The sequence below is a fragment of the Roseateles sp. GW821-FHT02E12 genome (genome assembly GCF_059421665.1).
The window spans coordinates 660,471-685,356 of record NZ_JBWKVK010000003.1 but is presented as its reverse complement, the minus strand read 5'-3'; the positions used below and the strand labels follow the sequence as shown (position 1 = coordinate 685,356).

The following is a 24,886-nucleotide window of genomic DNA, read 5'->3' as shown; positions in this document are numbered from 1 at the left end:
AGGTGACAGGTCTGAAGTCCGGTTGTCCTTGAATTGCGCGAATCACGGCCTCACGCCGGGCGCCTGCGTTGCCATGCCGGCCGAGCGGCGGGCGAGATAGGTCTCCAACGCCAGCAGCTCGGCGCTGTCCCAGGCCCACACGTCGGCGCGCACGCCGCTCAGGCAGCCGCGCAGGCGGCGCTGCAGGCTGCCCAGAGACTGCCACTCAAGGCGGTAGACGGGGTAGTCGTCCACGTGGGCCTGGGGGATGAGGCTGCCGCCCAGGCGCAGGCCCGCGCGCTCGTCGTGGCATTGGGCGCAGGACAGGTTGAGCGCGCCGATGCGCGTTGTGTAAAGACGCTGGCCCTGCTTGGCTGCTGCGTCCAGCTCGGGGCCGCGCGGGGGCTGCAGCGGCAGGCCACGCGACTGCTGGGCGACGAGGGCCGTCAGCGCCAGCAGCGGCTCGGCCTCGGGCGCCCAGGCGGGCTGCTGCTGGTGGCGCACGCGGCAGCGTTGAACGCGGCCAGGCAGGTCGATGAGCCCCTGATCCCAGGCCGGGTAGCGGGTGGCGACGCCGCGCAGCTTGTCGGGCTCGCCGTGGCAGCTGGCGCAGGACTTGGTGCCCTGGCTCCACAGCTCCCGGCCGAACGCCAACGCCAACTGCGCAGGATGCTGGGCGTCGTCGGTCTGGAGTGTGCGCAGGGCCGGGCTCATGGTGTCGCGGCCGGAGCGGCGCTCGTCCGCCTGCACGGCAAGCGCGATGAAGATCAGCAGCCAGGCTCTCATGCGAGGGTCAGCGGGCGTGTCTCGCGGTGCTCGAAACCGTTGTCGCCACGCCAGAAAAAGCTCAGCTCCCCGGGCTTGCTGGCGCGCAGCCAGAAGGCCAGGTAGGGGTTGGCCGAGATGGCCGCGTACAGGTCGGCCGCGAAGACGAGTTCGCCGTCGAGCCGGCACTCGAAGCGCCTCACGAGGTCGCGCGGCAGGCGGGCGCCTTCGTCGCTGCTGCGGTAGCCGGTCTCCATCGCGTGGGCCACGGCGGCGCGCACTTCGAAGGCAACGCCCGCCATGACGGCCGCAGGCAAGGTGATAACGGCGCGGGATGCCATCAGGGCTCCACGCAAGCGGCCAGGGTCACGATGACATCCACGCTCGCCTGCCAGCAACGGCCATCCGCCGCCTTCGCGACGGCGAAGATGCGCTGGCTGCGCGCGAGGCGCATGCGGGTGCTGAACTCGGGCTTGGCGCTGACCGCGCTGAAGGCGACATGCACGACCTCGGGCTCGGGGTTGAGCGGCGTGAACAAGGCGAGGCCCGCAACCGGTTCACTCGCCACGACGCGCACCGGCACCGCGTTGCCGTTTTCCACCAACTCGGCGATCTCGACCTTCAACGCGCCCGCGTCGGGCTCGCGGCCAGCCCAGGCGCGGATGGCAGCGCGCATCGCCTCGTCGCTCGCCTGTGCCTCAGGCAGCGCCGCGAATGCCACGCCGGCAACGATGAACTCCCGGCGCTTCATTTCGCCAGCGTGCCGAGATAGGCCACGAGGTCGTCGAGCTGCTGCTCGGTCAGCGCCGGCCTGCCTGCCCAAGCCGGCGCCACATCGCGCAGGCCCTCGGTGGAGCGGAACGGCGGCATGACGGTGGCCGGGTTGAAGCGGCGCATGTCGGCGATGCGGTCGCGCAGGCCCTTGGGCGACAGCCGCGTCGCCACCGCGTCCAGCGGCGGCGCGAGGTTGCCCTGGTTCGCATCGCCGGCGGCCGTCAGCGCATGGCACAGCAGGCACAGGCTCTGCGTGCGGTCGGCCACGAGCGCCCGGCCGCGCTCGACGTCGCCGGCGTGCGCGCTGCTGGCCATCACGGCGAGAGCCAGCAAGGCGCGCATCACACCAGCTTGTGCTTGGCTAGCGGCAGGTCGCGGATGCGCTTGCCCGTCGCCGCAAATATCGCGTTCAGCACGGCGGGCGCGGCGACAGCAATCGTCGGCTCGCCCACACCGCCCCAGAAGCCGCCCGAGGGCATGCAGATCGTCTCGACGGCTGGCATGTGCTCCATCTTGACAACGGGGTAGGTGTCGAAGTTCTGTTGCTCGACGCGGCCGTCCTTGATCGTGATCTCGCCGAACAGCGCCGCCGACAGGCCGTAGACAAAACTGCCCTCCACCTGAGCCGCGATCTGCTGCGGGTTGACGGCGTGGCCGGGGTCGGTGGCGGCAACGATGCGGTGGATCTTGAGCTCGCCCTTCTTGCTCACCGACACCTCGGCGCAGGCGGCCACATAGCTGCCGAAGCCCATGATCTGCGCCAGGCCCAGATGCCGCCCCTTGGCGCGCGGCTTGCCCCAGCCGGCCTTTGCCGCCACGGCGTTCAGCACGGCCAGATGCTTGGGCGAGTTGGCCAGCAGTTCGCGGCGCAGCTCCAGCGGGTCGCGTTTGGCGGCATGGGCCACTTCGTCGATGAAGCACTCCATGTAGATGGCGTTCTGGTTCAGGTTCACGCCGCGCCAGAAGCCCGGCGGCACCGGCGGGTTGCGCATCGCGTGGTCGATGAGCAGGTGGGGCACCGCGTAGCCGAGCGCACCTTCCGCGCCACCGGCGCTCAGGCCCTGGAAGACGACCGGGTCTTTCCCGTCCTTGATGTTCTGCGGAAAGATGCCCGCGATGATGCTCTGGCCCGAGATGCGCATGTGCAGGGCCGTGAGCTTGCCGGCCGCGTCCAGGCCGGCGGTCAGCTTGCACTGCGTGACCGGGTGGTAGCGGCCGTGCGTCATGTCCTCCTCGCGGCTCCAGATCAGCTTGACTGGTGTGCCGGGCAGCTCCTTGGCGATGGCCACCGCCTGGCGCACCCAGTCGTGCACCGCACCGCGCCGGCCGAAGCCGCCGCCCAGGTGCAGCTTGTAGACCTCACAGGCCGAGGGCGGCAGGCCGGATGACTCGGCCGCGGCGGCCAGCGCGGCTTCGCCGTTCTGCGTGGGCGTCCAGACCTCGCAGCGCTCCGGCGTCCACTTGGCCGTCGCGTTCATCACTTCCATCGTTGCGTGGTTCTGGTGCGGCGCGCTGTAGATGGCCTCGACCTTCTTCGCCGCACCGGCGAGCGCCGCGGCCACGTCACCCTGCGTGCTGCCGACGGCGGCTTCCGGCGCATCCAGGCCGGCCTTCAGCGTGGCGGCCACGTCGGCGCTGCTGAGCTTGGCGTGGGGGCCCTCGTCCCAGACGATGGGCAGCGCGTCCAGCGCCGTCTTGGCGCGCCACCAGGTGTCGGCCACCACGGCGACGGCCGTGTCGCCGACCTTCACGACCTTCTTCACGCCGGGCCGCTTCTCGATCTCGGTCGCGTCGAAGCTCTTGAGCTTGCCGCCGAAGACCGGGCAGTCCTTGATGGCGGCGTTCAGCATGCCGGGCAGTTGCAGGTCCATGCCGTAGACCAGCGAGCCATCGAGCTTCGGCTTCGTGTCCAGCCGCTTCATGGGCCGGCCGGCGAGCTTCCAGTCCTTGGCGGGCTTGAGCTGGATGTCGGCCGGCGCGGCGAGCTTGGCGGCCTCGGCAGCGAGCTGGCCGTAGCTCAAGCGCTTGCCGGCGTGCTGCACCCAGCCCGACACGGTCGCGCACTCCACCACCGGCACCTTCCATTGGTTGGCCGCCGCCTGGATCAGCAGCGCCCGCGCCAGCGCCCCGCCCTTGCGCACGTACTCGTGCGACTCGCGCACGCCGCGGCTGCCGCCGGTGCTCATGCTGCCCCAGGCGCGGTTGCGCGCGAGGTTCTGGCCGGGCGTGGGGTACTCGGTCTTCACCTTGGCCCAGTCGCACTCCAGTTCCTCGGCCACGAGCTGGGCCAGGCCGGTCAGCGTGCCCTGCCCCATCTCCGAGCGCGCGATGCGGATAACGGTGGTTTCGTCAGGCAGCACCTGCACCCAGGCGTTGAGCTCGGGCGTGGAGGCACCCTGCGCGAGAGCGGGCACATGGAAGCCCACCATCAAGCCGCCCGCGGCGGCGCTGGTGGTGTGCAGGAAGTTTCGACGCGAAAGAACGGCGCTCATGCCTGGCCCCCTTCGATGACGATGGGGATCTGCTTGCGCTGCACCTGGCCGGCCGCCAGGTGGATGGCGGCGCGCACGCGGTTGTAGGTGCCGCAGCGGCAGATATTGGTCATGGCCGCGTCGATGTCGGCATCGGTCGGCTTGGGCTTGGCTTTCAGCAGCGCCGCGGCGGCCATCAGCATGCCGCTCTGGCAGAAGCCGCACTGCGGCACGTCCAGCGCGTCCCAGGCCTTCTGCAGCGGATGCGAGGCGTTGGGGGCCAGGCCCTCGATGGTGGTGATCTTCTGCGCCGTCGTGAGTGCCGAGGCCGGCATCACGCAGCTGCGTACCGGCGCGCCGTCGATGTGCACCGTGCAAGCGCCGCACTGGGCGACGCCGCAGCCGTACTTGGTGCCCGTGAGGCTGAGCTGCTCGCGCAGCACCCAGAGCAGCGGCGTCTCGGCTTCCGCCTCGAACTGCATCCGCTTGCCGTTGACCGTCAATTCCGCCATGCCTGCCGCTCCCGCTCCGCCACCCTTGGCGGGCGCGGGCAGCCTAGCAGGATCGGCGCCAGCCTGCATAAGCAGTGACGCGCAGGCCTGCATGCCTAAGATGGCCGCAATGGCCCGCATCCTGATCCCGCTGCCCGCCGAGGACTACGACCCCACCGAGGCGGCCATCCCTTGGCGGCTGCTCAGCGCCCGCGGTCACGCGATCAGCTTCGCCACACCGGAGGGGCGGCCTGCCCGGGCTGACTCACGCATGCTGGACGGCCACGGCCTGGGCATGTGGGCGCCGCTGCTGCGTGCCAACGCTGCGGCGCGTGAAGCGCACGCAGCCATGGTGCAGAGCGAGGCGTTCCGGCTGCCCATCCCCTACGTCAACATCGAAGAGAACGCCGTCGATGCCCTGCTCCTCCCCGGCGGCCATGCGCCGGGCATGAAGGTCTATCTCGAATCACCCCGGCTGCAGGCGCTGATCGCCGCGCAATTCGCGGCCGACAAGCCGGTCGCTGCCATCTGCCACGGCGTGCTGCTGGCGGCTCGTTCGAAGCGCGCTGACGGCCTGTCGGTGCTGCACGGCCGGCGCACCACCGGGCTGACGAAGCAGCAGGAGATGACGGCCTGGCTGATGACCGCCGCATGGCTGGGCAGCTATTACCGCACCTACCCCACGCCGTTGCAGACCGAAGTGCAGTCCCTGCTGGCTCGCCCACAGGACTTTGACGTGGGTCCGCCGGCGCTGCTGCGCGATGACCCCGACCACCTCGGGCGCGGCTTCGCCCTGCGCGACGGCCGCTACCTCAGCGCACGATGGCCAGGCGACGTGCATGGCTTCGCGCTGAAGTTTGCCGAGATGCTCGGTTAGAACAGCCCGCTTCTCGCAACACTCTGTTGAACACCTCAGGCGCCTCCAGCGATGGAAGGTGGGGCAGAGCTTGATTCCCAATCAGGAAACAAAAAGGCGCCGGGCCGAAGCCGGGCGCCTTGCGGGGCGAAAGCCTGAGGCGGCGTCAGAGGCGCCGGCGGCGAACGGCGCCCAGGGCCACCAAGGCCAAGCCGGCCAACGCCAGGCTGGCGGGCTCGGGCAGGCGGGCGGCGGTGCGCAGGTTGAACGTATAGAACGCCGCGTTCGTGCCGTTGTAGACGTTGGTCGTGTCGAAGCGGAAGCTGGCCGTGCTGTTCGTGAAGCTGTAGTTGCCCAGGATGCCGGCCGCCAGGTTCTTTGACGAGCCCAGCGTGAGCGACAGGATGTCCTCATCGAAGCCCGACAGATCCAGGAAGAAGGAACCCGCGGCGGAGTTCGTGGAACCCGCGAAGCTGATGGTGATCGCCGCATCCGACACGTCGATGCCCACGAACAGGCCGGACGACGAGCAGTTGTTGCCCGAGGGGCCCACGCAGGCGAAAAACTCGTTGCCCGCACCGACCGTGGCGGAGGGCGGCCCGAAGACCTTCATCTGCGTCGTGCCGGTGGCCGATGCGGCGTAGTCCAACGTGGTGCCCACCAGGCCGGCCTGAGCCGAGGAGGCGGCAAGCGCCGCAAGGGCCACAGCGGCCAGCGTTTTCTTCAGAAGCATGAGTGAATTCTCCGGGGGTAGAACTTGTCAAGCCGCCGATAGCGAGTCTGTGATTGCCAGGCGGCGGCGGCCCAGCAAACGTAAAGCTTTGTAAGCAAAAAACGAGCCAGCGCCATAACTCATTGATTTGGCTGAGTTCATTTGCAAAAGGCTCGAGCGCTGTCAAATCCACCGACAGCTTTCCCCGTGCGCCGGGTCAGGTTTTGCGGCGTTCGTGCACGCCGCGCCCAATCCTCGAATAATCCTCCGGCCCCGAGGCTCGGAGCAGGTCCAAACCAACACGGAGACTTCGATGACGACATTGCAGATCAATGGCACTTCGATGACGGTGGAGGCCGGCGAGGACACCCCGCTGCTGTGGGTGCTGCGTGACCACCTCGGCATGACGGGTACCAAGTTCGGTTGCGGCCTCGCCTTGTGCGGCGCCTGCACGGTGCACCTCGATGGCCAGCCCGTGCGCGCCTGCCAGACGCCGCTGTCCGCCGCGACGGGCAAGCGCATCGTGACCATCGAAGGCGTTGGCGCGACGAAGACCGGCCAGGCCGTGCAGCACGCCTGGGTCAAGCTCGGCGTGCCGCAGTGCGGCTACTGCCAGGCGGGTCAGATCATGAGCGCGACGGCCCTGCTGCAGCAAAAGCCCAAGCCCACCGATGCCGACATCGACGCGGCCATGAGCGGCAACCTGTGCCGCTGTGGCACCTACACGCGCATTCGCAGTGCCATCAAGACGGCCGCCGGCCTGGAAGGCGGTGCCGCATGAATGCCTTCATCCCCCAGCAACTGCTGCGTGAAACAGGCTTGACCCGCCGCTCGCTGTTGAGCGCACTGCCGCTGACCGGCCTGGTCCTCGCCGTCGGCCTGCCTGGCATCGCGGGCGCCGACGAGCCCAAGAAGTACGGCGGCGACGCCATGCCCCATGGCATCCAGGACAGCCCGCGCACTTTCGTGGCCATTGCGCCCGACGGCACGGTCAGCATCGTGGTCAACCGCTCCGAGATGGGCCAGGGCGTGCGCACCAGCCTGCCCAAGGTGCTGGCCGACGAGCTGGAGGCCGACTGGGCCAAGGTCAAGGTTGTGCAGGCGCCTGGCGACGAAGAAAAGTACGGCAATCAGGACACCGACGGCTCACGCAGCATGCGCCACTGGTTCATGCCCATGCGCCGCTGCGGCGCCGCGGCCCGCCAGATGCTGGAGCAGGCCGCCGCGCTGCAATGGGGCGTGCCGGTGGCCGAGGTGCGGGCCAGCAACCACGCGGTGACGCACACGGCCAGTGGCCGTTCCCTGGGCTATGGCGCGCTGGCCGAAGCCGCCGCCAAGCTGGACGTGCCCAAGCGCGAGGCGCTGAAGCTGAAGGACGCCAAGGACTTCCGCTACATCGGCAAGCAGGACAGCCATCTCGTCGACGCCGAAGTCATCGTCACGGGCCGCTCGCAATACGGCATCGACACGCGGCTGCCCGGCATGCTGTATGCGGTCATCGCGCGGCCTCCCGTGTTCGGCGGCAAGCTCAAGTCCGTCGACAGCAGTGCGGCGCTGAAGGTCCCGGGCGTCGTCAAGGTCTTCGAGCTGGCGGGCACGCCGGCGCCGGCGGAATTCCAGCCGCTGGGCGGGGTTGTCGTCGTCGCCAAGGACACCTGGGCCGCAATGAAGGGCCGCGAGGCGCTGAAGATCGTCTGGGACGACGGCGTTCACGCCAGCTACGACTCTGCGGCCTTCCGCCGCGAACTGGAGGCCGCCGTCGCCAAGCCGGGCGGCAAGGTCGTGCGCGACGACGGCGACGCACCCGCCGCGCTGGGCAAGGCCGCCAAGCGCGTGGCGGCCGACTACTACGCGCCCCATCTGGCCCACGCCACGATGGAGCCACCGGCCGCGACGGCGCGCATCGTCGACGGGCGCTGCGAGGTCTGGGCCTGCGTGCAGTCGCCCCAGGCCGCGCGCGAGCGCGTCGCCGCGCGACTCGGGCTGGGCGTGGACAAGGTGACGGTCAACGTGACCCTGCTAGGCGGCGGCTTCGGCCGCAAGTCCAAGCCCGACTTCGTCGTCGAGGCGGCGCTGGCCTCGCAGCAGATGCAGGGCGTGCCGGTCAAGCTGACCTGGACGCGCGAGGACGACCTGCACCACGACTATCTGCACACGGTCACCGCCCAACATCTGGAGGCCGGGCTGGACGCCAAGGGCCGCGTCACCGCCTGGCTGCAGCGTGCGGCCGAGCCGACCATCCTGTCGATCTTCATGCCCGACCCCAAGCAGCTCGCCCCCTTCGAGCTGGGCCTGGGCCTGATCAACCTGCCCTACGCGATCCCGAACATCCGCATCGAGAACCCGGCCGCAACGGCCCATGCCCGCATCGGCTGGCTGCGCTCCGTCAACAACATCCAGCACCAGTTCGCGGCCCAGTCCTTCGTGGCCGAGCTGGCCCACGCGGCCAAGCGCGACCACCGCGACTTCCTGTTCGATCTGCTCGGCCCGGCAGCCCAGATCCCGCCGCCGCAGATGGGCGACGACTGGAACCACGGCGAGTCACCCCAGCTCTACCCGGTCGACACGGGCCGGCTGCGCGGCGTCATCGAACGCGCGACCAAGGAGGCGCGCTGGGGCCGGAAGCTGCCGCGCGGCCAGGGGCTGGGGCTGGCGGCCAACTACAGCTTCGTGACCTACATGGCCGTGGTCGTCGAGGTGCGGGTCAGCGCCAAGGGCGAGCTCAGCATCCCGCGCATTGATGTGGCCGTGGACTGCGGCCCGGCCATCAACCCGGACCGCATCCGCTCCCAGATCGAGGGCGCCTGCATCATGGGCCTGAGCCATGCGCTGTACAGCGAGATCACGTTCAAGGACGGTCGCGTCGAGCAGAGCAACTTCCACGACTACGAAATCGCGCGGCTCAACGTCGCGCCCAAGACGATCGCCGTCCACATCATGCCGGCCAAGGGCTACGACCAGCCGCTGGGCGGCGTTGGCGAGCCGGCCATGGGGCCGATCGCGCCGGCACTGATGAACGCCATCTTCGCTGCCACGGGCAAGCGCATCCGGCAGTTGCCGTTGAAGGATCAGCTGACGGCGAAGAAGGCCTGAGGCGGCGCTTCAGGGGTGGCTTCGGGGGCGTCCTCAGGCCGCTGCCGCAAACAGCAGCGTGACGCGCAGCCCCTGGCCGTCGGCACCCGCCGACAGGCGCACCGCGACACCGTGCCGGTCGGCCACCGCCTTGACGATGGCCAGGCCCAGGCCGCTGCCCGCCTGGGCCTGATCAGGCACGCGGAAGAAGCGGTCGAAGACCCGCTCGTGCAGGGCCTCAGGGATGCCAGGGCCGGCATCCTCGATCCACAGCCGCACGCCCGCGGCCTCCTCGATCAGGCCGAGCTCGACGGTGGAGCCGGCGGGCGAGTACTTGATCGCGTTCTCGATCAGGTTGTCGAGCATCGACGTCAGGCCTTCCCGCTCGCCGTCCACCATGCCTTCGCCGTGGGCACGAAGGTCCAGCTCGATGCGGCGAGCCCGGGCCAGGCCGCTGAGGGCTGCCAGCCGCTCCTGTGCCAGCTCCGCGAGGCCGAGCGGTGCGCGGGCACTCTGCGGCCGGGCGGCGTCGCTGCGCATCAGCTCCAGCAGCTGCGCCACCAGGCGGCTGGTGCGCACATTGCTGCGCACCAGGCCATCCAGCAGCTCCAGGTCGCGCGGGTCGTCGCGGTGGCCCCGCAGCGCCTCGACGTTGATGCGCATGGCCGCGAGCGGCGTGCGCAGTTCATGCGCCGCGTCGGCAATGAAGCTGCGCTCGCGCTCCATGCTCGCGGCCACGCGCGCCAGCAGCTGGTTCACCGCGCCGGAAAGCGGGCGCAGCTCGCGGTAGCCGCTGCCGAACTGCAGGGGCGCGAGATCGTCCGGGCCGCGTGCCGCGATCTCCGCCGAGAAGCGCTGCCACGGCCGCAGCGCGAGGCGCACCGACAGCCAGGCCGGCAAGACGAGGAAAGGCAGGCTGATCAGCAGCGGCAGGATCAGGATGCCGCGCGAGCCCAGCGCGAAGATGATCTTCATCGTGTGCCCGGAGCGGATCAGCGTCACGCGCGCGTCCGACACCGCGGAAGCCTGGCTGTAGGTGCGCCACGGCGTGCCATCGACCTCCAGTCGCTCCAGCTGGCGGTCTTTCAGCGTGCGCAGCGCACCGGGCTCTCCGGGCGAGGCGTAGATGAGCCTGTCGCCTTTCCAGACAACCATGGTCTGGCGCAGCGCGGGGTCGTCTTCCTCGTTGTTCTCGCGGCGCTGGAAGACATCGATGCGCAGCAGCGCAGCGGCGAGCTTGTCGGGCTGGTCGGCCAGCGCATCGACGACAGCGAGGATCATGTCCGCGCGCGGGCTGGCCAGCGCGGGCTCGAGGATCTCGTCGTAGCGCGCCGTGTCGTGGATCAAATAGGCGCAGGCAGCGCCCCACAGCAGCAGCACCAGCGCCATCTGCGCCAGCACCAGCCGGCCGACGAGAGACGAGAACAGCAGCGCGCGCAGGCGGGCCAGCATCAGCCCGGCTCCCCGGCGGCGTCGATGCGGTCGATGACATAGCCCACGCCGCGCACCGTGCGGATGTAGCCGGGCCCGATCTTGCGGCGCAGGTTGGAGATGTGCACGTCCAGCACATTGCTTTCGTTGTTCAGGCCGCCAGGCAGCACCTGCTCTTCGAGCATGCGGCGCGTCAGCACACGGTCGACGCGCTTGATCAAGAGACTCAACAGCTCGAACTCCGCGCGCGACAGCTCGACGGCCTTGCCATCGACGGTGACCCGCATCGTCGCGGTGTGCAGCACCAGCTTGCGCACCTCCAGCGTTTCGCCCGCCATGCCGTAGCTGCGGCGCGCCAGGGCCCGCACCCGCGACACCAGCTCGGCCAGTGCGAAGGGCTTGACGAGGTAGTCGTCCGCCCCGCGGTCCAGGCCCGCGAGCCGGTCGGCCAGTGCGTCGCGGGCGGTCAGGATCAGCACCGGCGTCGTTTCCGCATCGCGGCGCAGGCGCGCCAGCAGCGTCAGGCCATCGCCATCGGGCAGGCCCAGGTCCAGCAGCACCAGGTCAAAAGGCCGGCTGTCGAGCGCCTGCACGGCGTCGCCCAGGCGCCGCACCCACAGCACCGCCAGGCCCTGGTCTTCGAGCGCGATGCGCACGCCGTTGCCGAGCTCGAGATCGTCTTCAACCAACAGGATGTTCATGCCAGGGATTGGAGCGGCGCTACATGAAGGAAGCCTGAAGCGGCGGGCGAATGGTGCCCGTTCATCAAGCCTTCAGAAAGGCTTTGGCTTCGCTTCATCTGCGATTTCGACACTGCATCAGCGCCGAAACACAGCTCGGCCGCCGGCACCGAGATGCGAAGCACGGAACGCCCGGCCCACCTCTTTCATCCGCTTCGACAACTCCAAGGAAACACCATGAACCGCCTCCAATTCGCCGCACCCCTGCTCAGCATGCTTGCCATGTCCTCTGCCATGCCCTCCGCCTGGGCCGCCGACGCGGACACCACGCAGGCCACCGGCCCTTATGTGGGCGCCGCCATCGGCCGCACCTCGTTCTCCACCAAGAACCTGGGCCTGCCCAAGACCGGCAGCGATGAATCTGCCCAGGCCAGCAAGGTCTACGGCGGCTACCGGTTCAGCGACAGGGTGGGCGTCGAAGCGGGCTATGTCCGCCTCGGCTCGGCCGTCGAGACGCTGACCGTGGGCAACAGTGCGGTGTCACAGGGCGTGACGGCCCGCAGCCTCTACGTGGCCGCCACCAGCCGCCTGCCGCTGTCGACCGACTTCGCGCTGACAGGCAAGGCCGGCGTCTCCTTCGGCAAGGCCAGCGGCGCCAACCTGCTGCCGGCCTCAAGCGACATGACGGGCTCCAAGCGCTCCTTCATGTGGGGCATCGGCGCCGAGTACCAGTTGACGAATGCGATCGCGCTGACGGCGGACTTCGACCACTTCGGCCAGGTGTCGAGCAAGGTGCGCGCCAACCTCTTCAGCGCCGGCGTCCGCTATCGCTTCTGAGCGTTCAGGGCTCCAGCGACGGCAGGTGAGCCAGGATGGCATTCATGTCCAGCAACAGCGTCCGGGCGGCCGTCAGTCACACCGGCATGCAAGAACACCAACGGCGGCCGCCCATCATCGCGATGGGCGGTAGTCGACGGCCAACTCGGCGCTGTCGACGGGGATCCAGTGGGTGATCTGCGTCGCGATCAGCCCTGTTGACGCCAACCGCGAGCAGCCATGCAACGTTTCTGGGCGTTGGCGGCTTCGGCGATGGTCTGGATGCGCTGGTTCTCGGCCAGGCTCAGGCACATCGGGCCGTCGATGCAATTGCGGCTCGCTACCTGACTACCCAACTGATTGAGCCGGCCCACCCGCTCGGCATCCTTGTCGCACGCAGCGGTGTCGCCCTCCAGGTCCGCCCCGGGGTTTTGCGAATTCAACCAACGCGGTGAGGCACAGGCACTCAGCGCAATGCAGACAAGCAACAGGACTCTCATGGGCAGGCGAACAGGTCGTGGGCGGGCAGCGCATGCTAGCGCCACGCCTACGCAGCCTTCTCGACGACGCTCGAATCCAGCCAGAACCGAGGCAAAAAAAAAGAAACCCCAGCCATCGGCTGGGGTTGAAACCGTCGTCCGCTGTCACGGAGACGCCTGCTCAGGGAGGAACAGCAGGGGGCCTAAGCCCGAAGCCAATGTAGCGCGCCGAAAAGCGGTGGCTTGTAGGACGGCATGCCGAGCTGCAAGGCCGATGAATACTGGGTTCTCGGGCATACGAAGCCTTACAACTCAGCACACAAGGCGCAGCGCCGCGTGCGAAACCGCATGGACCTCCTGTGTCGGATGTATCGGTCTGTGAGACTCGATCAAAGCACCGTCCTGCCTCCCTAGACTGCGGCCCGCGCACTGGGCGCTGGCAAGGATGCAGTCCATGGTCCCCAATATCGAAGCGCGGCGTAGCTCGCTCCCCAACACCTTTGCAAATGTCCCGCTGGCCCTGGACAGCGGCTTCGGCGGCCTCGAGGGTGAGGCCCTTGGCCTGGTCGAGCGCCGCTATGGCGATCGTGGCCTGAACATCGGCCGCGAGCGCTACAGCAGCCGTAACCAGGACGGCGACATCGTCTGCGTGGCGCGCGATGAGAACCGAATCGTCGGCACGCTGTCCGTGCGCTTTGACGGCACGGACGGGCTGCATGCCGACCTGCTTTTCGCAGCGGAGCTGAATGACTGGCGGGCCCAGGGCATCAAGCTCTGCGAATTCGGCGGCCTGGCCGTGGACAAGCATTCCCACGAGCCCAAGCGGGTGCTGGCGCAGATCTTTCACCTCGGCTATCTGCACGCCCACCGACGCGCCGGCTGCCAGCGCCTCGTCATCGAGGTCAACCCGCGCCACGTCGGCTTCTACCGCCGCTGCCTGGGGTTGGCGCCCTTCACCGCTGCCCGCCACAACCCACGCGTCGACGCGCCGGCCGTGTTGATGAGCATCGACCTGGCTGAAGTGCGTGAGCAGATCTCGCTGTGGGGCGGCCGCCCGGAGTCATTGGCCTCGGCGCGCAGCCTCTACCCGCTGGCCTGGGGTGAAGCGGCCGAAGCCACGATGCTGGGCAGGTTGTCCTAAGCCGCCCGGGTCACCTCACCCGATCAAAACGGGAAGGCAGGCGGCGGCCGGGTGCCGGCGCTACGCCATTCGGTTGGCCGCTGAACCACAACGTTCGAGTCGAACGCCGCCGCCAGCCGCACACCGAAGAACGGATCGGTCGCGATGGCCATGAGGACCCGCCCCTCGCCATCGCAGCCGCTGATCTGCCCCGGGACTGAGTCGAACACCCAGTGGCTGATGCGTGGCGCCTGCTCCCACGCGCGGCGGTCGGCTTCAAACATGGAACTGGCGAACATCGAAGTTCGTCTCTTCCCAATCGGACCAGCTCACGTCGCTGGCCTCGACACCGGCCAGGAATTCGTCTTCGAGAAGCTCCTCGGCGGTGCCCGCATGCAGGGAAGTCACGCGCCGGATGGCGTCGCGCAACTGCAGCACGGAGGCTTGGGCTAGGGTGGCAAGTTGAAGGGTCATGGTGGCTCCGATGTCGATGAACTCAGTCTCGGCGTCGGGCCACGGCGGGGGTATCGCCCTTTGGGGGTGTCGAAGGGGGAGAAGGTGGATGGCATCCCCCCTCGTATCCCCCCAAAGGGGGATAGCGTTTTTGCAGGCACGCCATGAAAAAGCGCCCAGGTCCTTGGGGAACCTGGGCGCCTGAGTGGCAGTGAGATGCCTTGATCTGTTGATTTGGCCTGCCCACCAAGAATCGAACTTGGAACCCCCAGCTTAGAAGGCTGGTGCTCTATCCAGTTGAGCTATGGGCAGTGAAACCGAATTAGATCAGCACGTTGATGATGGCGTTGCCGATGCCCATCAGTGCGGCACCGGAGATCAGGCCGGCGCAGATGGGCTCCATGCCTTCCACCCAGACGCGGTGGCCCTGGGTGCCGGCCGTCTTGTGCTTCTTGGCCATGAGCCAGAAGACCAGCGCACCGATGAACATGGCCAGCACGGACTCGGGCGGCAGCACGACGCCGAGGCCCGTGGCGACGGCCGAGATCGGGAAGCGGCCCTTGGTCTTGATGCGCGCGATTTCCATCGCGACGGCGGCCACCGCAGCAAAGCCCATGGAGATGAGCGCCGACGTCGGCAGGCCCTTCAGGCCCTTGGCGATGATGTCGGCCACGCCCTTCCACTGCAGCGCAGCGGGCATGGCGAACTGGTCGGTCACGATGGTGGCGACGCTGCGCACGCCGTTCGCGTCCGGCTGCAGGAAGAGCAGGAAGAACAGCGGCACGCAGGTCAGCACGCCGGCCAGGTTGCCGATGATGTGACCGACGGCCTGGTGGCGCGGCTTGCCACCCAGCATGTAGCCGGGCTTGATGTCGGACAGCAGGTTGGCGGCGTTGGACGCGATCTCGCTGGTCATGGCCGCCGGCAGCAGGTTGGAGCCGGGGTTGGTGCGGTCGATGGCGCCCATCGTGAATTGCGTGATCTTGGACAGCGAGCCGGTGGGCGTCCACGACGTCAGCGCCATCGAGTTGGTGCAGATGATGGTCAGCACGAAGATCAGCGGCAGCGAGATCAGCGCCAGCCACATCGGCACGCCGAAGAACAGGTGGGTGATGTAGCTCCCCAGCACGCTGAACACCGGCACGCCGATGTAGCTGATCCACAGCGGCACTTCGATGTCCTTGAGCAGGTCCTTGCCGGCGGCAGCGGTCGGCGCGGCCTTGCGCTTGAAGGCGCTGGTGAAGATCTCGGGCTTGGCCAGCAGGCCCACCATGGCGCCCACCACCATCATCGTGACGCCCCACCAGAGCGACCACTGGTTGACGATTTCTGCGCGGTTCAGCGGGATCAGCACGCCATTGGCGCCTATGCGCGGCGCGATGTCACCGGCCTGGATCATCAGCGGCGCCAGCACGACGAAGTTGATGAAGGCGCCCAGGAAGCAGCTCGTGGCCACCGCGATGCCCATCAGGCCGCCGACGCCCAGCATGGCCGCGTCCAGCGTGACACGCAGGCCCAGCTGGCGGATGTCGGTGCCCAGGATGCTCGGGATGAAGGCCTGCGCCTTGGTGGCCCAGGTGTAGTAGTAGCTGTCCAGGCGCTCGTGCAGATACCAGGGCTCCGTCATGCCGGCCCACTTGTCCAACATGAGGATCTTGAACTGCACCAGCTTCATCCAGCCATCGCTGACGATGGCCTGGTAGAGCGCCGTGAAGCCGCCGACCACGCCCAGCAGCTTGGCCTTGAAGACGCCTTCGTCACCGGCGCCGTGATACAGCGAATCCAGCACCACGCCGCAGGCGCGGCCTTCGGGGAACGGGGCTTGGTCTTCGTTGATGAAGCGGCGCTTCAGCGGGAAGGCCAGCAGCACGCCGATCAAGGCGACCACGAAGATCCAGATGACGAGCTGCCACCACGGCGGAATGATGCCCGTGACCAGCATGTAAGCCGCCAGGCTGGAGAACAGCGGCGTGGCCACGTAGCCTGCCGCCGTCGCGATGGACTGCGTGCAGTTGTTTTCAAGGATGGTGTAGTCCTGCGCGAAACCGGCGGCATGCAGCGCGCGGAACAGCGCGAAGGCCAGGATCACCGAGGTCAGGCCCACGCCGATGGCGATGCCGGTCTTGGCGCCGATGTACAGACCCGTGGCCGACAGGATGCCGCCGAGCAGGAAGCCGGTGAAGCCCGAGCGCAGCGTCAGCTGGGCCATGTCGCCGCGGAAGATGTTCTTGAACCACCACTCGTCCTTTTGGGCGCGGGTCCAGGTGGCGATCTGCTCGTCGGTCAGGTGTTGGAGTGCCATGGGTCTCTCGGGCGCGGCTTGTGGCCCCGCCAGGGTTGCAGCAAAAGCGCGGATTGTCCCGGCCGACCGCGCGGTCGGACTTTGGGGGATGCCCTCGGGTGGAGGCCCTGGATGCGGGGGCTTCACAAAAGAAAACCCGCCGTGGCCGGGGCCAGGGCGGGTTGTCGAAAAGGTTTGGTCGGGGCGGCGGGATTCGAACTCGCGACCCTCTGCTCCCAAAGCAGATGCGCTACCAGGCTGCGCTACGCCCCGATCAAGCCGATCATTCTAGCTGACAACGATGAGGCGCCCGATTCCGCTGATCAAAGCGGCTTTGACAGGCTCGCCGGGCTGCAGCATTTGAACGGCGGCGACATAGCTTCGCATCTGCGCCAGGTAGGCCGGTTCGTGCTCGGGCGTGGCGCCCAGCTTGTAGTCCAGCACCCACCAGCAGCCGTCATTCAGCAGCACCAGGCGGTCGATGCGCTGATCCTCGCCGGCCTGCCCCACCGCCACCTCGTTGCCGGCCCAGCGCAACCGCGCCGGGTCGAAGAAGGGCTGGCAGTCTGCGCTGGCGAGGATGGCCTGGGCCGCTTGCGCAAGCTGATCGCGGGCCTTGGCGTCCAGGCCGAAGGCTTGGCCAGCCGACGCCATCAGCACCGCCAGCGGCTGGGTCTGGCCCGTTGCCGAAGCCCATTCCAACACGCGGTGCAAGGCCTCGCCGACTCGTGCCAGCCGCTCGTCACGGGCCGTACCGTCGCGCTGAACCATGGCAGGTGGCGGCTGCCAGCGTGGCAGCGGCGCGAGGCGGGGCGGCGCGGTGTCCGCACGGCCGCCCGGCGCCATGCCCAAGCCCCAAGCCCGTGCCAGCGGCTGCAGCCGGTCCCACCAGCTGGTCGCCTGGCTGCGGCTGGGTGTGTGGCTGAGCACCAGTGCGCGCCGCGCCCGCGTCAGCGCGACGTACAGGCCGTTCAGCTCCTCGCGTTCGCGCTCGCCGCGCTCCTCGTCCACCAGCGCTTGCAGCGACGGCGGCGGCTTGGCCTCGGAGGCCAGGAAGGCCGCGCGGCGCGGTGCCGGCTGGCCCACCGGCCAGTCCAGCAGCAGGCCTAGCGTCTCGGCCTTGGGGGGCGCGGCATCGGTGTCGAGCAGGAAGACAACCTCGGCCTCCAGGCCCTTGGCGCCGTGGATGGTCAGCAGTTGCACGGCGTCCGGCGCGGCGGCCGGCACGAACTTGATGGGCCGGCTCTTCAGCGCCCGCACAAAGCCGTAGAGCTGGGCGTAGCGGCCACCGTCCAGGTCCAGCGCGGCGCGCAGCAGGGCCTGCACGCTTTGCAAGCGCACGGCTGCGTCCGCCGCGGGCACGGCCGCCGCGATGCGCGCGAGCAGATCGCCCTCATGGACGATGCGGTCCAGCAGCTCGTGCGGCGTGCGCTGGCGCGCCTGCTCGGCCCAGACGCGCAGCAGCGCCTGCGCGCGCGCCAGCGCCGGGCCGGGTTCCGCCAGACTGTGCAGCGCGGCCCACCAGGGGCGGCGCTCGGCGGGCGTTTGGCCCAGCCACTGGGCCGTGCCGGCAGCTTCGGCCAGCGTCAGCAGGTCGGTCTCATCGACGCCGAACAGCGGGCTGCGCAGGGCCTGGGCCAACGACAGGTCGTGGCCCGGCGAGGCCAGCACATCCAGCAACGCCAGCAGGTCGGCCACGTCGGGCAGTTCGGCCAGTGGCTGCTCCTCCGGCGCCGCGTGCGGCACGCCGGCAGCCGTCAATGCCTCGCTGAGCTGGCGCAGCGGGTCGCGCTTGCGGGCCAGCACGAAGAGGTCGCCAGGACTGAGCTCGGGCCGTGCCTGCAGCAGGCCAACGATGGCTGCGCAGACGCGTTCGCACTCGGGCGCGCGCCGGCTGATCTCGGCCTCGTGGCGGGCCTCGGTCAGGCTGGGGCGCCAGCGCAGCGGATCGACATCCGCCTGGGCCGGTGGCACGGTGACTTCAGCGTCCAGCGCCCACAAGCCCGCCAGTTCGTCCACCTCGTCCACCTCGGTCGTGTGCACGCGAAAGCCCTGGTAGGCGCCGGCGCGCTGCGCGCTGTCGAAGGTGGCGTTCACGGCCGCCAGCACCTCGGGCGCGTTGCGCCGCGTGTGGTCGCAGGCCAGGCGCACGCCGGCAAGGCCTTCGCAGACGAAGTCCTGCGCCGCCGCGAACACGCGCGGGTCGGCGCGACGGAAGCGGTAGATGCTCTGCTTGGGGTCGCCCACGATGAAGACCGACAGCGCCGAGCCTGCGCCCGCGCCGGCATAGGCCGACAGCCAGCCATGCAGCGCCTGCCATTGCAGCGGGCTGGTGTCCTGGAACTCGTCGATGAGCAGGTGGCGCACCTGGGCGTCCAAGCGTTGCTGCACCCAGCCGGCCGTCTGGGCGTCGGCCAACAGCGCCAGCGCACCGCGTTCCAGGTCGTTCATGTCGACGAGGCCGCGTTCGCGCTTCAGCGCCTCGAAGGCGTCCACCAGCACCAGGGCCAGGCGGCGCATCGCAGCGTGTTCATCGGCGGCGCGTTGCTGGGCTATCGCCGCGCGCAAACGCAGCAACTCCTCGCCCAGCTCGTCCAGGTCCGGGTGGTCGACACCCAGCTTGCGCGGTTCGGCCTTCAGCGTGAACAGCGCGGCGAAGGCGGCGTCGAAGTCCTCGGCCTGCGCAAGCAGCACGGCCGCGTCCTGGGCCTTCTTTCCTTTGGCTGCACCGAGCAGCCGGGCCAGTGCCTGCAGCGGCTCGCGCAGATGCTCGAAGAACTGCTCCGGCGTTGTGCCCAGCACATCCACCGCGCCGGGCAGGCTGGACTCGAGCACGCCCGCGGCCTCGGCCAGCCGCAGCTCCACGCGTTTGGCAAAGGCACCCAGCAGCCACTCGCGCAGGTTGAAGCGGCCGCGCGACTGCGTCAGCGCCTGGAAGTCCGCCCGCAGCGCGTCGTCGGCCAGCACGGCGACGTGGAAACGCCGCCACAGCGTGGGCATCAGCTCCTCTTCGTCCTCGATGAGCTGCAGTTCGGGCGCAATGCCCTGGGCCTGCAGGAAGGCCAGTGGCGCCGCGCGCAGCAGTTGCGAGAACCAGCCGTGGAAGGTGCGCACCTCGACAGCCCGGCCGCCACGCAGCAGTTCAGTCTGCAGGGCCGCGAGCCGGGGCCGCAGCGCCACCGCGTCGGCCTCCGTCACGCCACGGTGGCGCAGTGCAGCCAGTTGCTCGGCCTCGGGCGCCTGCGCAAACTCGGCCAGCCATTCGGCCAGGCGCTGGCGCATCTCGCCAGCGGCCTTGCGGGTGAAGGTAATGGCGACGATCTGCTGCGGCTCGGCGCCAGCCAGCAGCGCACGCAGGATGCGCGACACCAGCATCCAGGTCTTGCCTGCACCGGCGCAGGCCTCCACGACGATGCTGCGCGCCGGATCGCAGGCCAGCGCGTAGAACTGCTCGCGCGGGATGCGCAGGCCGTCGGCCCAGTAGGCGAGTTCACTCACAGGGAAGTCCAATCGTCTCGACGGCAGAGGCCGCGCGCTTCGCAGTAGTCGCAGACCTTGCCTTCGCCCAAGGCGGGCAGCGGCGCACCGTCTCGCACGGCAGCGAGGTCGGCCTGAAGGCCATCACGCAGCGCCAACGCGGTGTCGCTGACGTCGGCATGCGGCAGCAGCGCGATGCCCTTGCCGTCGTCGAGCACAAGGTAGGCCGCCTGCAGGCCTGGCTCGGCGCCCATCAGCAGTGCGTAGGTGGCGAGCTGCGTGTCCTCCAGCGGCGCGGCCAGCTTGTCCTTCAGCCCCTTGGCATCGCCGGTCTTGTAGTCCAGCAGCCAAGTCTGGCTACCCGCCTTGTCGATGCGGTCGATGCGGCCGCGCAGCGTCAGCGCGTCCAGCGGCGCGTCGAACGGTTGGCAATCGCTGTCCACCTCGCCCGCCATGAAGCGCTGGCCGCCGGCCTCGATCTCGGCCAGCCAGGCGAGGTAGAGCGGGCGCAAGCGTTCAAAAGCCGCCGAGAACGGCAGGAAGTCCGCCGCGTCCAGCCAGGCCAGCTCGGCCTCGGCCGCCGCGCGGAGGGCTGCGTCGTCATCGCCCCCTTCGCGCGATTCGTGGAAGCGCTTCAACACCGCGTGCAGCCAGGTGCCGTAGTCGCGCTTGTCGGGCTCCAGCTCCAGTTCGTCGGCTTCGCGCAGGCCCAGCAGCACGCGGCTGAAGAACTGGTAGGGGCAGTTGCGCAGCGCGTCGATGGCGCTGGCGCTCAGCGCGGCCGGCAACCGGCCGCCAGCCTCGGCGGCGGCGCGGTGCTGGGGCAGGCTCGCTGGCGCCAGCAACTCGCGGCCGTCGATCCAGTGATCGAGGGCCTGGCCGCCGCGCCCTGCCGCGCCGGCCAACCGCTCCAGCAGCGGGCTGGCCGGCAGCGGCTCGGCGCCCGCAAAGGCGCAGCGCAGCAGCGTCAGCACCGGCGCGCGCAGCAGTTGCGCAAAGCCCAGCGCTTCGGCCTCGCGGCGCTCGGCCAGGCTGGGCAGGCCCAGCGCCGCCGCATCGGCGTCGGCCAGCAGGCCGGCCTGGGGGTTCACCGGCCCCAGCGTCGCGGCATCGGCGCCGGGCAACACGACGGCGCCGAAGGGCCGCAGCATGGCCCGCGCCAGCGGCGTGATGACGACCTCGGGCGCACCCGCTTCCTCGGCCGGCTCGAACTGCGCGGCCTCCAGCGTGTCGTTCACCCAGGCCAGGAATTCGTCGGGCCGCAGCCGCGTCTGCGCCAGCGCCGCCTCGTGTGCGCTGCCGGCCCAGGGGTTGCGCGAGATCCAGAGCGTCTCCAGCAGCGCCTCACCGCCCTCCACATCGGCCAGCGGCGCCAGTCCGTTCAGCGCCTGGCCCAGCGCGACCAGCCAGCCGCCCAGCGTGCGAGCGCCGCCGGCCAGCGGCTCCAGCTGGCGCCGTGCCCGCAGCCAGACCGCGCCGACGGCCGGCGGCAGCGTGGCCGCATCGAGCTGGGCCGCCTGGCGCCAGCCAAAGCGGCGGCAACGGGCTTCCAGACCGCTCAGGCCTTCGGCGTCCCAGCCCAGGGCGAGCGCAGATTTCAGCCAGGCCAGCCAGTCGTCCACCGCGCCACCGGCCAGCGCCGCGCGCAGCAAGGCCATCAGCGCGGCAGCGGCGGGCGTGGTGGCCAGCGTCCAGCCGGTTTCGTCGTGCACGGGCACGCCCTGGCGACCGAGCAGCGCCCGCACGCGGCGGATGACGACGCGGTCCTGCGCGAGCAAGGCCACCGGCCGCCGGCCGGCGTTGAGGTGCTGGACGATGGCCGTGGTGGTCTGCTGGGCCAGTGTCTCGAAGTCCGGCGCGACGGCCTCCTCCACCCGCGCAGCGGGCGTGAAGCCGCTCCAGGCCTGGTCGAGGTCCAGGTCGGCAGCCAGGCACAGCGCCGGCACGTCGCCCGCCAGCAGCACCTCGGCCAGCGGGTCGGGCCCGCCGGCGCGCAGCCAGATCCAGGCGCTGGGGCGCAACGTGAACAGCGTGTCGGTGGCGGGCCGGCGCTCGTCGGACGCGACCCAGGCCAGCGCGACCTGGGCCAGCGCCCGCTCCAGCAGACCCGGGCCGGCTTCGAGGGCTGCGAGCCGCTGCCGGGCGGTGTCGAGAAAAGCGGGGCGCTCGGCCGGCGGCACTTGGGCAGCGGCGCGTGCCAGCGCCTGGGCGGTGTCGACGAGCCGGGTCAGCGCCACGCGGTAGTCGCGCGGGCTGCTGCGCTTGAGCGGCTGCACCCAGCTCTGGTCGGCCAGCAGCCGGTCGGCGGTGAAGGCGTCGATGGCGGCGTCGCCCGATAGTTGGTCTGGCGCGGCCAACGCCGTGGGCCCCAGGGCCGAAGCCAGGCTGCGGCTGGTCGTGATGCGCGGCTGCCAGCCGCCCTGGGCCAGCCAGGCGCGGCGTGCAGGCGCGATCTGCTGGGCAAACGGCAGCAGCAGCACGGCGTCGCGCACGGCTACGCCGCGGGCCTCCAGCCAGTCGGCGCTGACGGCCGCAACGCGGCGCCAGAAGGCTTCGATGTCTTCCCCAGGCACCAGGCCCAGATTCATGGCTTGCAATCCAGGCCTCCCGCCCTCACGTCTGCCATTGCTTCGGTCACCCTCGTGACCGTCCGGGCAAAGTGGCTATGTCACAATCATTTTGCCTATTCGGACGGCGCCTGCGCGGCGACCGCCAACCCTTTGAGGCCAAGGAATCCTCCCATGAGCAGCGAACTGATCAAACACGTTTCCGACGCGTCCTTCGACGCCGACGTCATCCAGGCGGGCAAGCCCGTGCTGGTGGACTACTGGGCCGAATGGTGCGGCCCCTGCAAGATGATCGCGCCCATCCTGGACGAGGTGGCCACCGGTTACGGTGACAAGCTTCAGATCGCCAAGATGAACGTCGACGAGAACCGCGAGGTGCCCGCCAAGTTCGGCATCCGCGGCATCCCGACGCTGATGCTGTTCAAGGACGGCCAGCTCGCCGCCACCAAGGTTGGCGCCCTCTCCAAGGCCCAGTTGACCGCCTTCCTCGACGCGAACCTATAATCGCGCCCAACTGCTGCGGCGATCCCAGCGCCTCCCGGCGCCTCGCTGCAGCAGCCAAAGCCAACACGCCCCGGGTTCCAAGGAACCCAGCCAGCGTGGACTCGGCTCCCCCTCCCCAATTTCTCTCTGTCTGAATCTGCGCCGTTCGCTGTTGGAACGGTAGCCATTCGGTCCTTTCCCGGGGCGGCCGTGGAATCGCTGTAGCGCCTTGGCTGGCGCTGCGGCCCCTGACGGGTATTCACCCATGCATCTTTCCGAACTCAAAGCGCTCCACGTCTCCGCTCTCATCCAGATGGGCGAGGAGCTGGAGATCGACAACGTCACCCGCCTGCGCAAGCAGGAGCTGATGTTCGCCATCATGAAGAAGCGCGCCAAGGCTGGCGAGCAGGTCTTCGGTGATGGCGTGCTCGAAGTGCTCCCCGACGGCTTCGGCTTCCTGCGCTCGATCGAAGCCAGCTACATGGCGTCGACCGACGACATCTACCTGAGCCCGAGCCAGATCCGCCGCTTCAACCTGCACACCGGTGACCTGGTGGAAGGCGAAGTGCGCGTGCCCAAGGATGGCGAGCGCTACTTCGCCCTGGTCAAGGTTGACCGCGTCAACAACCAGACGCCGGAGGAGAGCAAGAACAAGATCATGTTCGAGAACCTGACGCCCTTGTTCCCCAAGGAGCAGTTCAAGCTCGAACGCGAAGGCTACAAGGGCGAAGAGAACATCACCGGTCGCATCATCGACTTGGTGGCGCCCATCGGCAAAGGTCAGCGCGCGCTGATCGTGTCGCAGCCCAAGACGGGCAAGACCGAGATGATGAAGAGCCTGGCGCATGCGCTGGTGGCCAACCATCCGGACTGCCACCTCATCGTGCTGCTCGTCGACGAGCGCCCCGAGGAAGTGACGGAAATGATTCGCACCGTGCGCGGTGAGGTCATCAGCTCCACCTTCGACGAGCCCGCCGCCCGCCATGTGCAGGTCGCGGAAATGGTCATCGAGCGCGCCAAGCGCCTGGTGGAGCTGAAGAAGGACGTGATCATCCTGCTGGACTCGATCACCCGCCTGGCCCGTGCCTACAACAACGTGCTGCCCAGCTCCGGCAAGGTGCTGACCGGTGGTGTGGACGCCAACGCGCTGCAGCGCCCCAAGCGCTTCTTCGGCGCCGCGCGCAACATCGAGGAAGGCGGCTCGCTGACCATCATCGGTACCGCGCTGATCGACACCGGCTCCAAGATGGACGAGGTGATATACGAAGAGTTCAAGGGCACCGGCAACTGCGAAATCCACCTGGATCGCCGCATGGCCGAGAAGCGCGTCTACCCGTCGCTGCTGATCAACAAGTCCGGCACGCGCCGTGAAGAGCTGCTGCTCAAGCCCGAGATCCTGCAAAAGAGCTGGATCCTGCGGAAGCTGCTCTACAACATGGACGAGATCGAGGCGATGGAGTTCATCCTCGAGAAGATGAAGGCGTCGAAGAACAACCATGACTTCTTCGACATGATGCGGCGCGGCGGGTAAGCCTTACACCCAAATTAGCCAAACTGCAGGAAAGCTCGCTACAATCGCGGGTTTTCCGCCCCAGACACCTTCGGAAAGTGCACCAGCCGTTCGCTGATGTGGCTCCCGACCCAAGCCAAGAGGTTCCCATGAAAGACGGCATTCACCCCAACTACCGCGACGTCGCGTTCATCGACCAGTCCAATGGTTTCCAGTTTGTGACGCGTTCGACCGTCCAAAGCAAGGAATCCATCGAGATCGACGGCAAGAAAATGCCGCTGGTGAAGCTGGAAACGACGAGCGAGTCGCACCCCTTCTACACGGGTACGCAAAAGAGCATCGACAACCTCGGCGGTCGCGTCGAGAAGTTCCGCAACAAGTTTGCTCACCTCAAGAAGTAATCGGCTTGCGGCCTTTCGCCGCGCCAACCCACAAGGGCAGCTCAGGCTGCCCTTTTGTTTTTCTTGTG

General features: G+C 68.8%; 23 protein-coding genes and 2 tRNA genes. 8 read left to right on the top strand and 17 right to left on the bottom strand.

Going from position 1 to position 24,886, the window contains the following annotated elements; genetic code table 11:
* Positions 1-42: 42 nt before the first annotated feature.
* The 6 genes from soxA to AC07V5_RS21115 are packed head-to-tail and all read right to left on the bottom strand — an operon-like array spanning position 43 to position 4,501.
* Positions 43-765, bottom strand: a complete 723-nt coding sequence (gene soxA / locus AC07V5_RS21140) for a sulfur oxidation c-type cytochrome SoxA (protein WP_495117674.1) — start codon at positions 763-765, stop codon at positions 43-45.
* On the bottom strand, positions 762-1,085 hold the full coding sequence (locus AC07V5_RS21135; protein ID WP_495117673.1) for a thiosulfate oxidation carrier complex protein SoxZ: 324 nt from the start codon (positions 1,083-1,085) through the stop codon (positions 762-764). The genes soxA and AC07V5_RS21135 overlap by 4 nt, the downstream gene beginning before the upstream one ends.
* Complete coding sequence (locus AC07V5_RS21130; RefSeq protein WP_495117672.1) at positions 1,085-1,495, bottom strand: thiosulfate oxidation carrier protein SoxY; 411 nt, start codon at positions 1,493-1,495, stop codon at positions 1,085-1,087. Before AC07V5_RS21130 ends, AC07V5_RS21135 begins: the two co-directional genes overlap by 1 nt.
* Complete coding sequence (gene soxX, locus AC07V5_RS21125; RefSeq protein WP_495117671.1) at positions 1,492-1,860, bottom strand: sulfur oxidation c-type cytochrome SoxX; 369 nt, start codon at positions 1,858-1,860, stop codon at positions 1,492-1,494. Before soxX ends, AC07V5_RS21130 begins: the two co-directional genes overlap by 4 nt.
* The gene (locus tag AC07V5_RS21120) at positions 1,860-4,010 is read right to left on the bottom strand and encodes a xanthine dehydrogenase family protein molybdopterin-binding subunit (protein WP_495117670.1); all 2,151 of its coding nucleotides are present in this window, start codon (positions 4,008-4,010) and stop codon (positions 1,860-1,862) included. The genes soxX and AC07V5_RS21120 overlap by 1 nt, the downstream gene beginning before the upstream one ends.
* Positions 4,007-4,501: a (2Fe-2S)-binding protein gene (locus tag AC07V5_RS21115; RefSeq protein WP_495117669.1), complete on the bottom strand. Its 495-nt coding sequence runs from the start codon at positions 4,499-4,501 to the stop codon at positions 4,007-4,009. The genes AC07V5_RS21120 and AC07V5_RS21115 overlap by 4 nt, the downstream gene beginning before the upstream one ends.
* Positions 4,502-4,610: 109 nt before the next feature.
* On the opposite strand from AC07V5_RS21115, the gene AC07V5_RS21110 reads away from it, so the two are divergent.
* Entirely contained in the window at positions 4,611-5,357 is a 747-nt protein-coding gene (locus tag AC07V5_RS21110) for a type 1 glutamine amidotransferase domain-containing protein (RefSeq protein ID WP_495117668.1), read from the top strand.
* A 145-nt stretch (positions 5,358-5,502) separates the two neighbouring features.
* Here the strand turns inward: AC07V5_RS21110 and AC07V5_RS21105 are convergent, their stop codons facing one another.
* On the bottom strand, positions 5,503-6,069 hold the full coding sequence (locus AC07V5_RS21105; RefSeq protein ID WP_495117667.1) for a PEP-CTERM sorting domain-containing protein: 567 nt from the start codon (positions 6,067-6,069) through the stop codon (positions 5,503-5,505).
* A 292-nt stretch (positions 6,070-6,361) separates the two neighbouring features.
* Here AC07V5_RS21105 and AC07V5_RS21100 point away from each other — a divergent pair, with 292 nt between their 5' ends.
* Positions 6,362-6,829 carry a (2Fe-2S)-binding protein gene (locus tag AC07V5_RS21100; RefSeq protein ID WP_495117666.1) on the top strand — a complete coding sequence of 156 codons (468 nt, stop codon included), beginning with the start codon at positions 6,362-6,364 and terminating at the stop codon, positions 6,827-6,829.
* Positions 6,826-9,141, top strand: coding sequence for a xanthine dehydrogenase family protein molybdopterin-binding subunit (locus AC07V5_RS21095; RefSeq protein WP_495117665.1), 2,316 nt, complete (start codon positions 6,826-6,828; stop codon positions 9,139-9,141). Before AC07V5_RS21100 ends, AC07V5_RS21095 begins: the two co-directional genes overlap by 4 nt.
* A gap of 33 nt (positions 9,142-9,174) precedes the next feature.
* Here AC07V5_RS21095 and AC07V5_RS21090 read toward each other — a convergent pair whose 3' ends face one another.
* Positions 9,175-10,572 (bottom strand): ATP-binding protein, encoded by a 1,398-nt coding sequence (locus AC07V5_RS21090; RefSeq protein ID WP_495117664.1) that lies wholly within the window; start codon positions 10,570-10,572, stop codon positions 9,175-9,177.
* Positions 10,572-11,252 (bottom strand): response regulator, encoded by a 681-nt coding sequence (locus tag AC07V5_RS21085; RefSeq protein ID WP_495117663.1) that lies wholly within the window; start codon positions 11,250-11,252, stop codon positions 10,572-10,574. The genes AC07V5_RS21090 and AC07V5_RS21085 overlap by 1 nt, the downstream gene beginning before the upstream one ends.
* 216 nt (positions 11,253-11,468) lie before the next feature.
* On the opposite strand from AC07V5_RS21085, the gene AC07V5_RS21080 reads away from it, so the two are divergent.
* Positions 11,469-12,068 (top strand): outer membrane beta-barrel protein, encoded by a 600-nt coding sequence (locus tag AC07V5_RS21080; RefSeq protein ID WP_495117662.1) that lies wholly within the window; start codon positions 11,469-11,471, stop codon positions 12,066-12,068.
* Between the two features lie 188 nt (positions 12,069-12,256).
* On the opposite strand, the gene AC07V5_RS21075 is transcribed toward AC07V5_RS21080, so the two are convergent.
* On the bottom strand, positions 12,257-12,547 hold the full coding sequence (locus AC07V5_RS21075; protein WP_495117661.1) for a hypothetical protein: 291 nt from the start codon (positions 12,545-12,547) through the stop codon (positions 12,257-12,259).
* 433 nt (positions 12,548-12,980) lie between these two features.
* On the opposite strand from AC07V5_RS21075, the gene AC07V5_RS21070 reads away from it, so the two are divergent.
* Positions 12,981-13,667, top strand: coding sequence for an N-acyl amino acid synthase FeeM domain-containing protein (locus AC07V5_RS21070; protein ID WP_495117660.1), 687 nt, complete (start codon positions 12,981-12,983; stop codon positions 13,665-13,667).
* 23 nt (positions 13,668-13,690) lie between these two features.
* On the opposite strand, the gene AC07V5_RS21065 is transcribed toward AC07V5_RS21070, so the two are convergent.
* From AC07V5_RS21065 to AC07V5_RS21035, 7 genes are all read right to left on the bottom strand, one after another.
* Positions 13,691-13,945: a hypothetical protein gene (locus AC07V5_RS21065; protein ID WP_495117659.1), complete on the bottom strand. Its 255-nt coding sequence runs from the start codon at positions 13,943-13,945 to the stop codon at positions 13,691-13,693.
* Positions 13,923-14,120 (bottom strand): hypothetical protein, encoded by a 198-nt coding sequence (locus AC07V5_RS21060; protein ID WP_495117658.1) that lies wholly within the window; start codon positions 14,118-14,120, stop codon positions 13,923-13,925. The genes AC07V5_RS21065 and AC07V5_RS21060 overlap by 23 nt, the downstream gene beginning before the upstream one ends.
* A 214-nt stretch (positions 14,121-14,334) precedes the next feature.
* Positions 14,335-14,411: transfer RNA gene (locus AC07V5_RS21055), tRNA-Arg, on the bottom strand.
* 10 nt (positions 14,412-14,421) lie between these two features.
* On the bottom strand, positions 14,422-16,401 hold the full coding sequence (locus AC07V5_RS21050; RefSeq protein WP_495117657.1) for an OPT family oligopeptide transporter: 1,980 nt from the start codon (positions 16,399-16,401) through the stop codon (positions 14,422-14,424).
* Between the two features lie 175 nt (positions 16,402-16,576).
* A tRNA-Pro gene (locus AC07V5_RS21045) sits at positions 16,577-16,653 on the bottom strand.
* Positions 16,654-16,668: 15 nt separating this feature from the next.
* Positions 16,669-19,878 carry a UvrD-helicase domain-containing protein gene (locus AC07V5_RS21040; RefSeq protein WP_495117656.1) on the bottom strand — a complete coding sequence of 1,070 codons (3,210 nt, stop codon included), beginning with the start codon at positions 19,876-19,878 and terminating at the stop codon, positions 16,669-16,671.
* Entirely contained in the window at positions 19,875-22,445 is a 2,571-nt protein-coding gene (locus AC07V5_RS21035; RefSeq protein ID WP_495117655.1) for a PD-(D/E)XK nuclease family protein, read from the bottom strand. The genes AC07V5_RS21040 and AC07V5_RS21035 overlap by 4 nt, the downstream gene beginning before the upstream one ends.
* A 153-nt stretch (positions 22,446-22,598) precedes the next feature.
* Between AC07V5_RS21035 and trxA the strand changes: the two genes are divergently transcribed.
* The 3 genes from trxA (at position 22,599) to AC07V5_RS21020 (ending at position 24,818) form a co-directional block, all read left to right on the top strand.
* Positions 22,599-22,928 carry a thioredoxin TrxA gene (gene trxA / locus AC07V5_RS21030; protein WP_495117654.1) on the top strand — a complete coding sequence of 110 codons (330 nt, stop codon included), beginning with the start codon at positions 22,599-22,601 and terminating at the stop codon, positions 22,926-22,928.
* A gap of 244 nt (positions 22,929-23,172) precedes the next feature.
* Complete coding sequence (gene rho / locus AC07V5_RS21025) at positions 23,173-24,438, top strand: transcription termination factor Rho (RefSeq protein WP_495117653.1); 1,266 nt, start codon at positions 23,173-23,175, stop codon at positions 24,436-24,438.
* Between the two features lie 128 nt (positions 24,439-24,566).
* Positions 24,567-24,818, top strand: a complete 252-nt coding sequence (locus tag AC07V5_RS21020) for a type B 50S ribosomal protein L31 (RefSeq protein WP_457426114.1) — start codon at positions 24,567-24,569, stop codon at positions 24,816-24,818.
* Positions 24,819-24,886 lie beyond the last annotated feature (68 nt).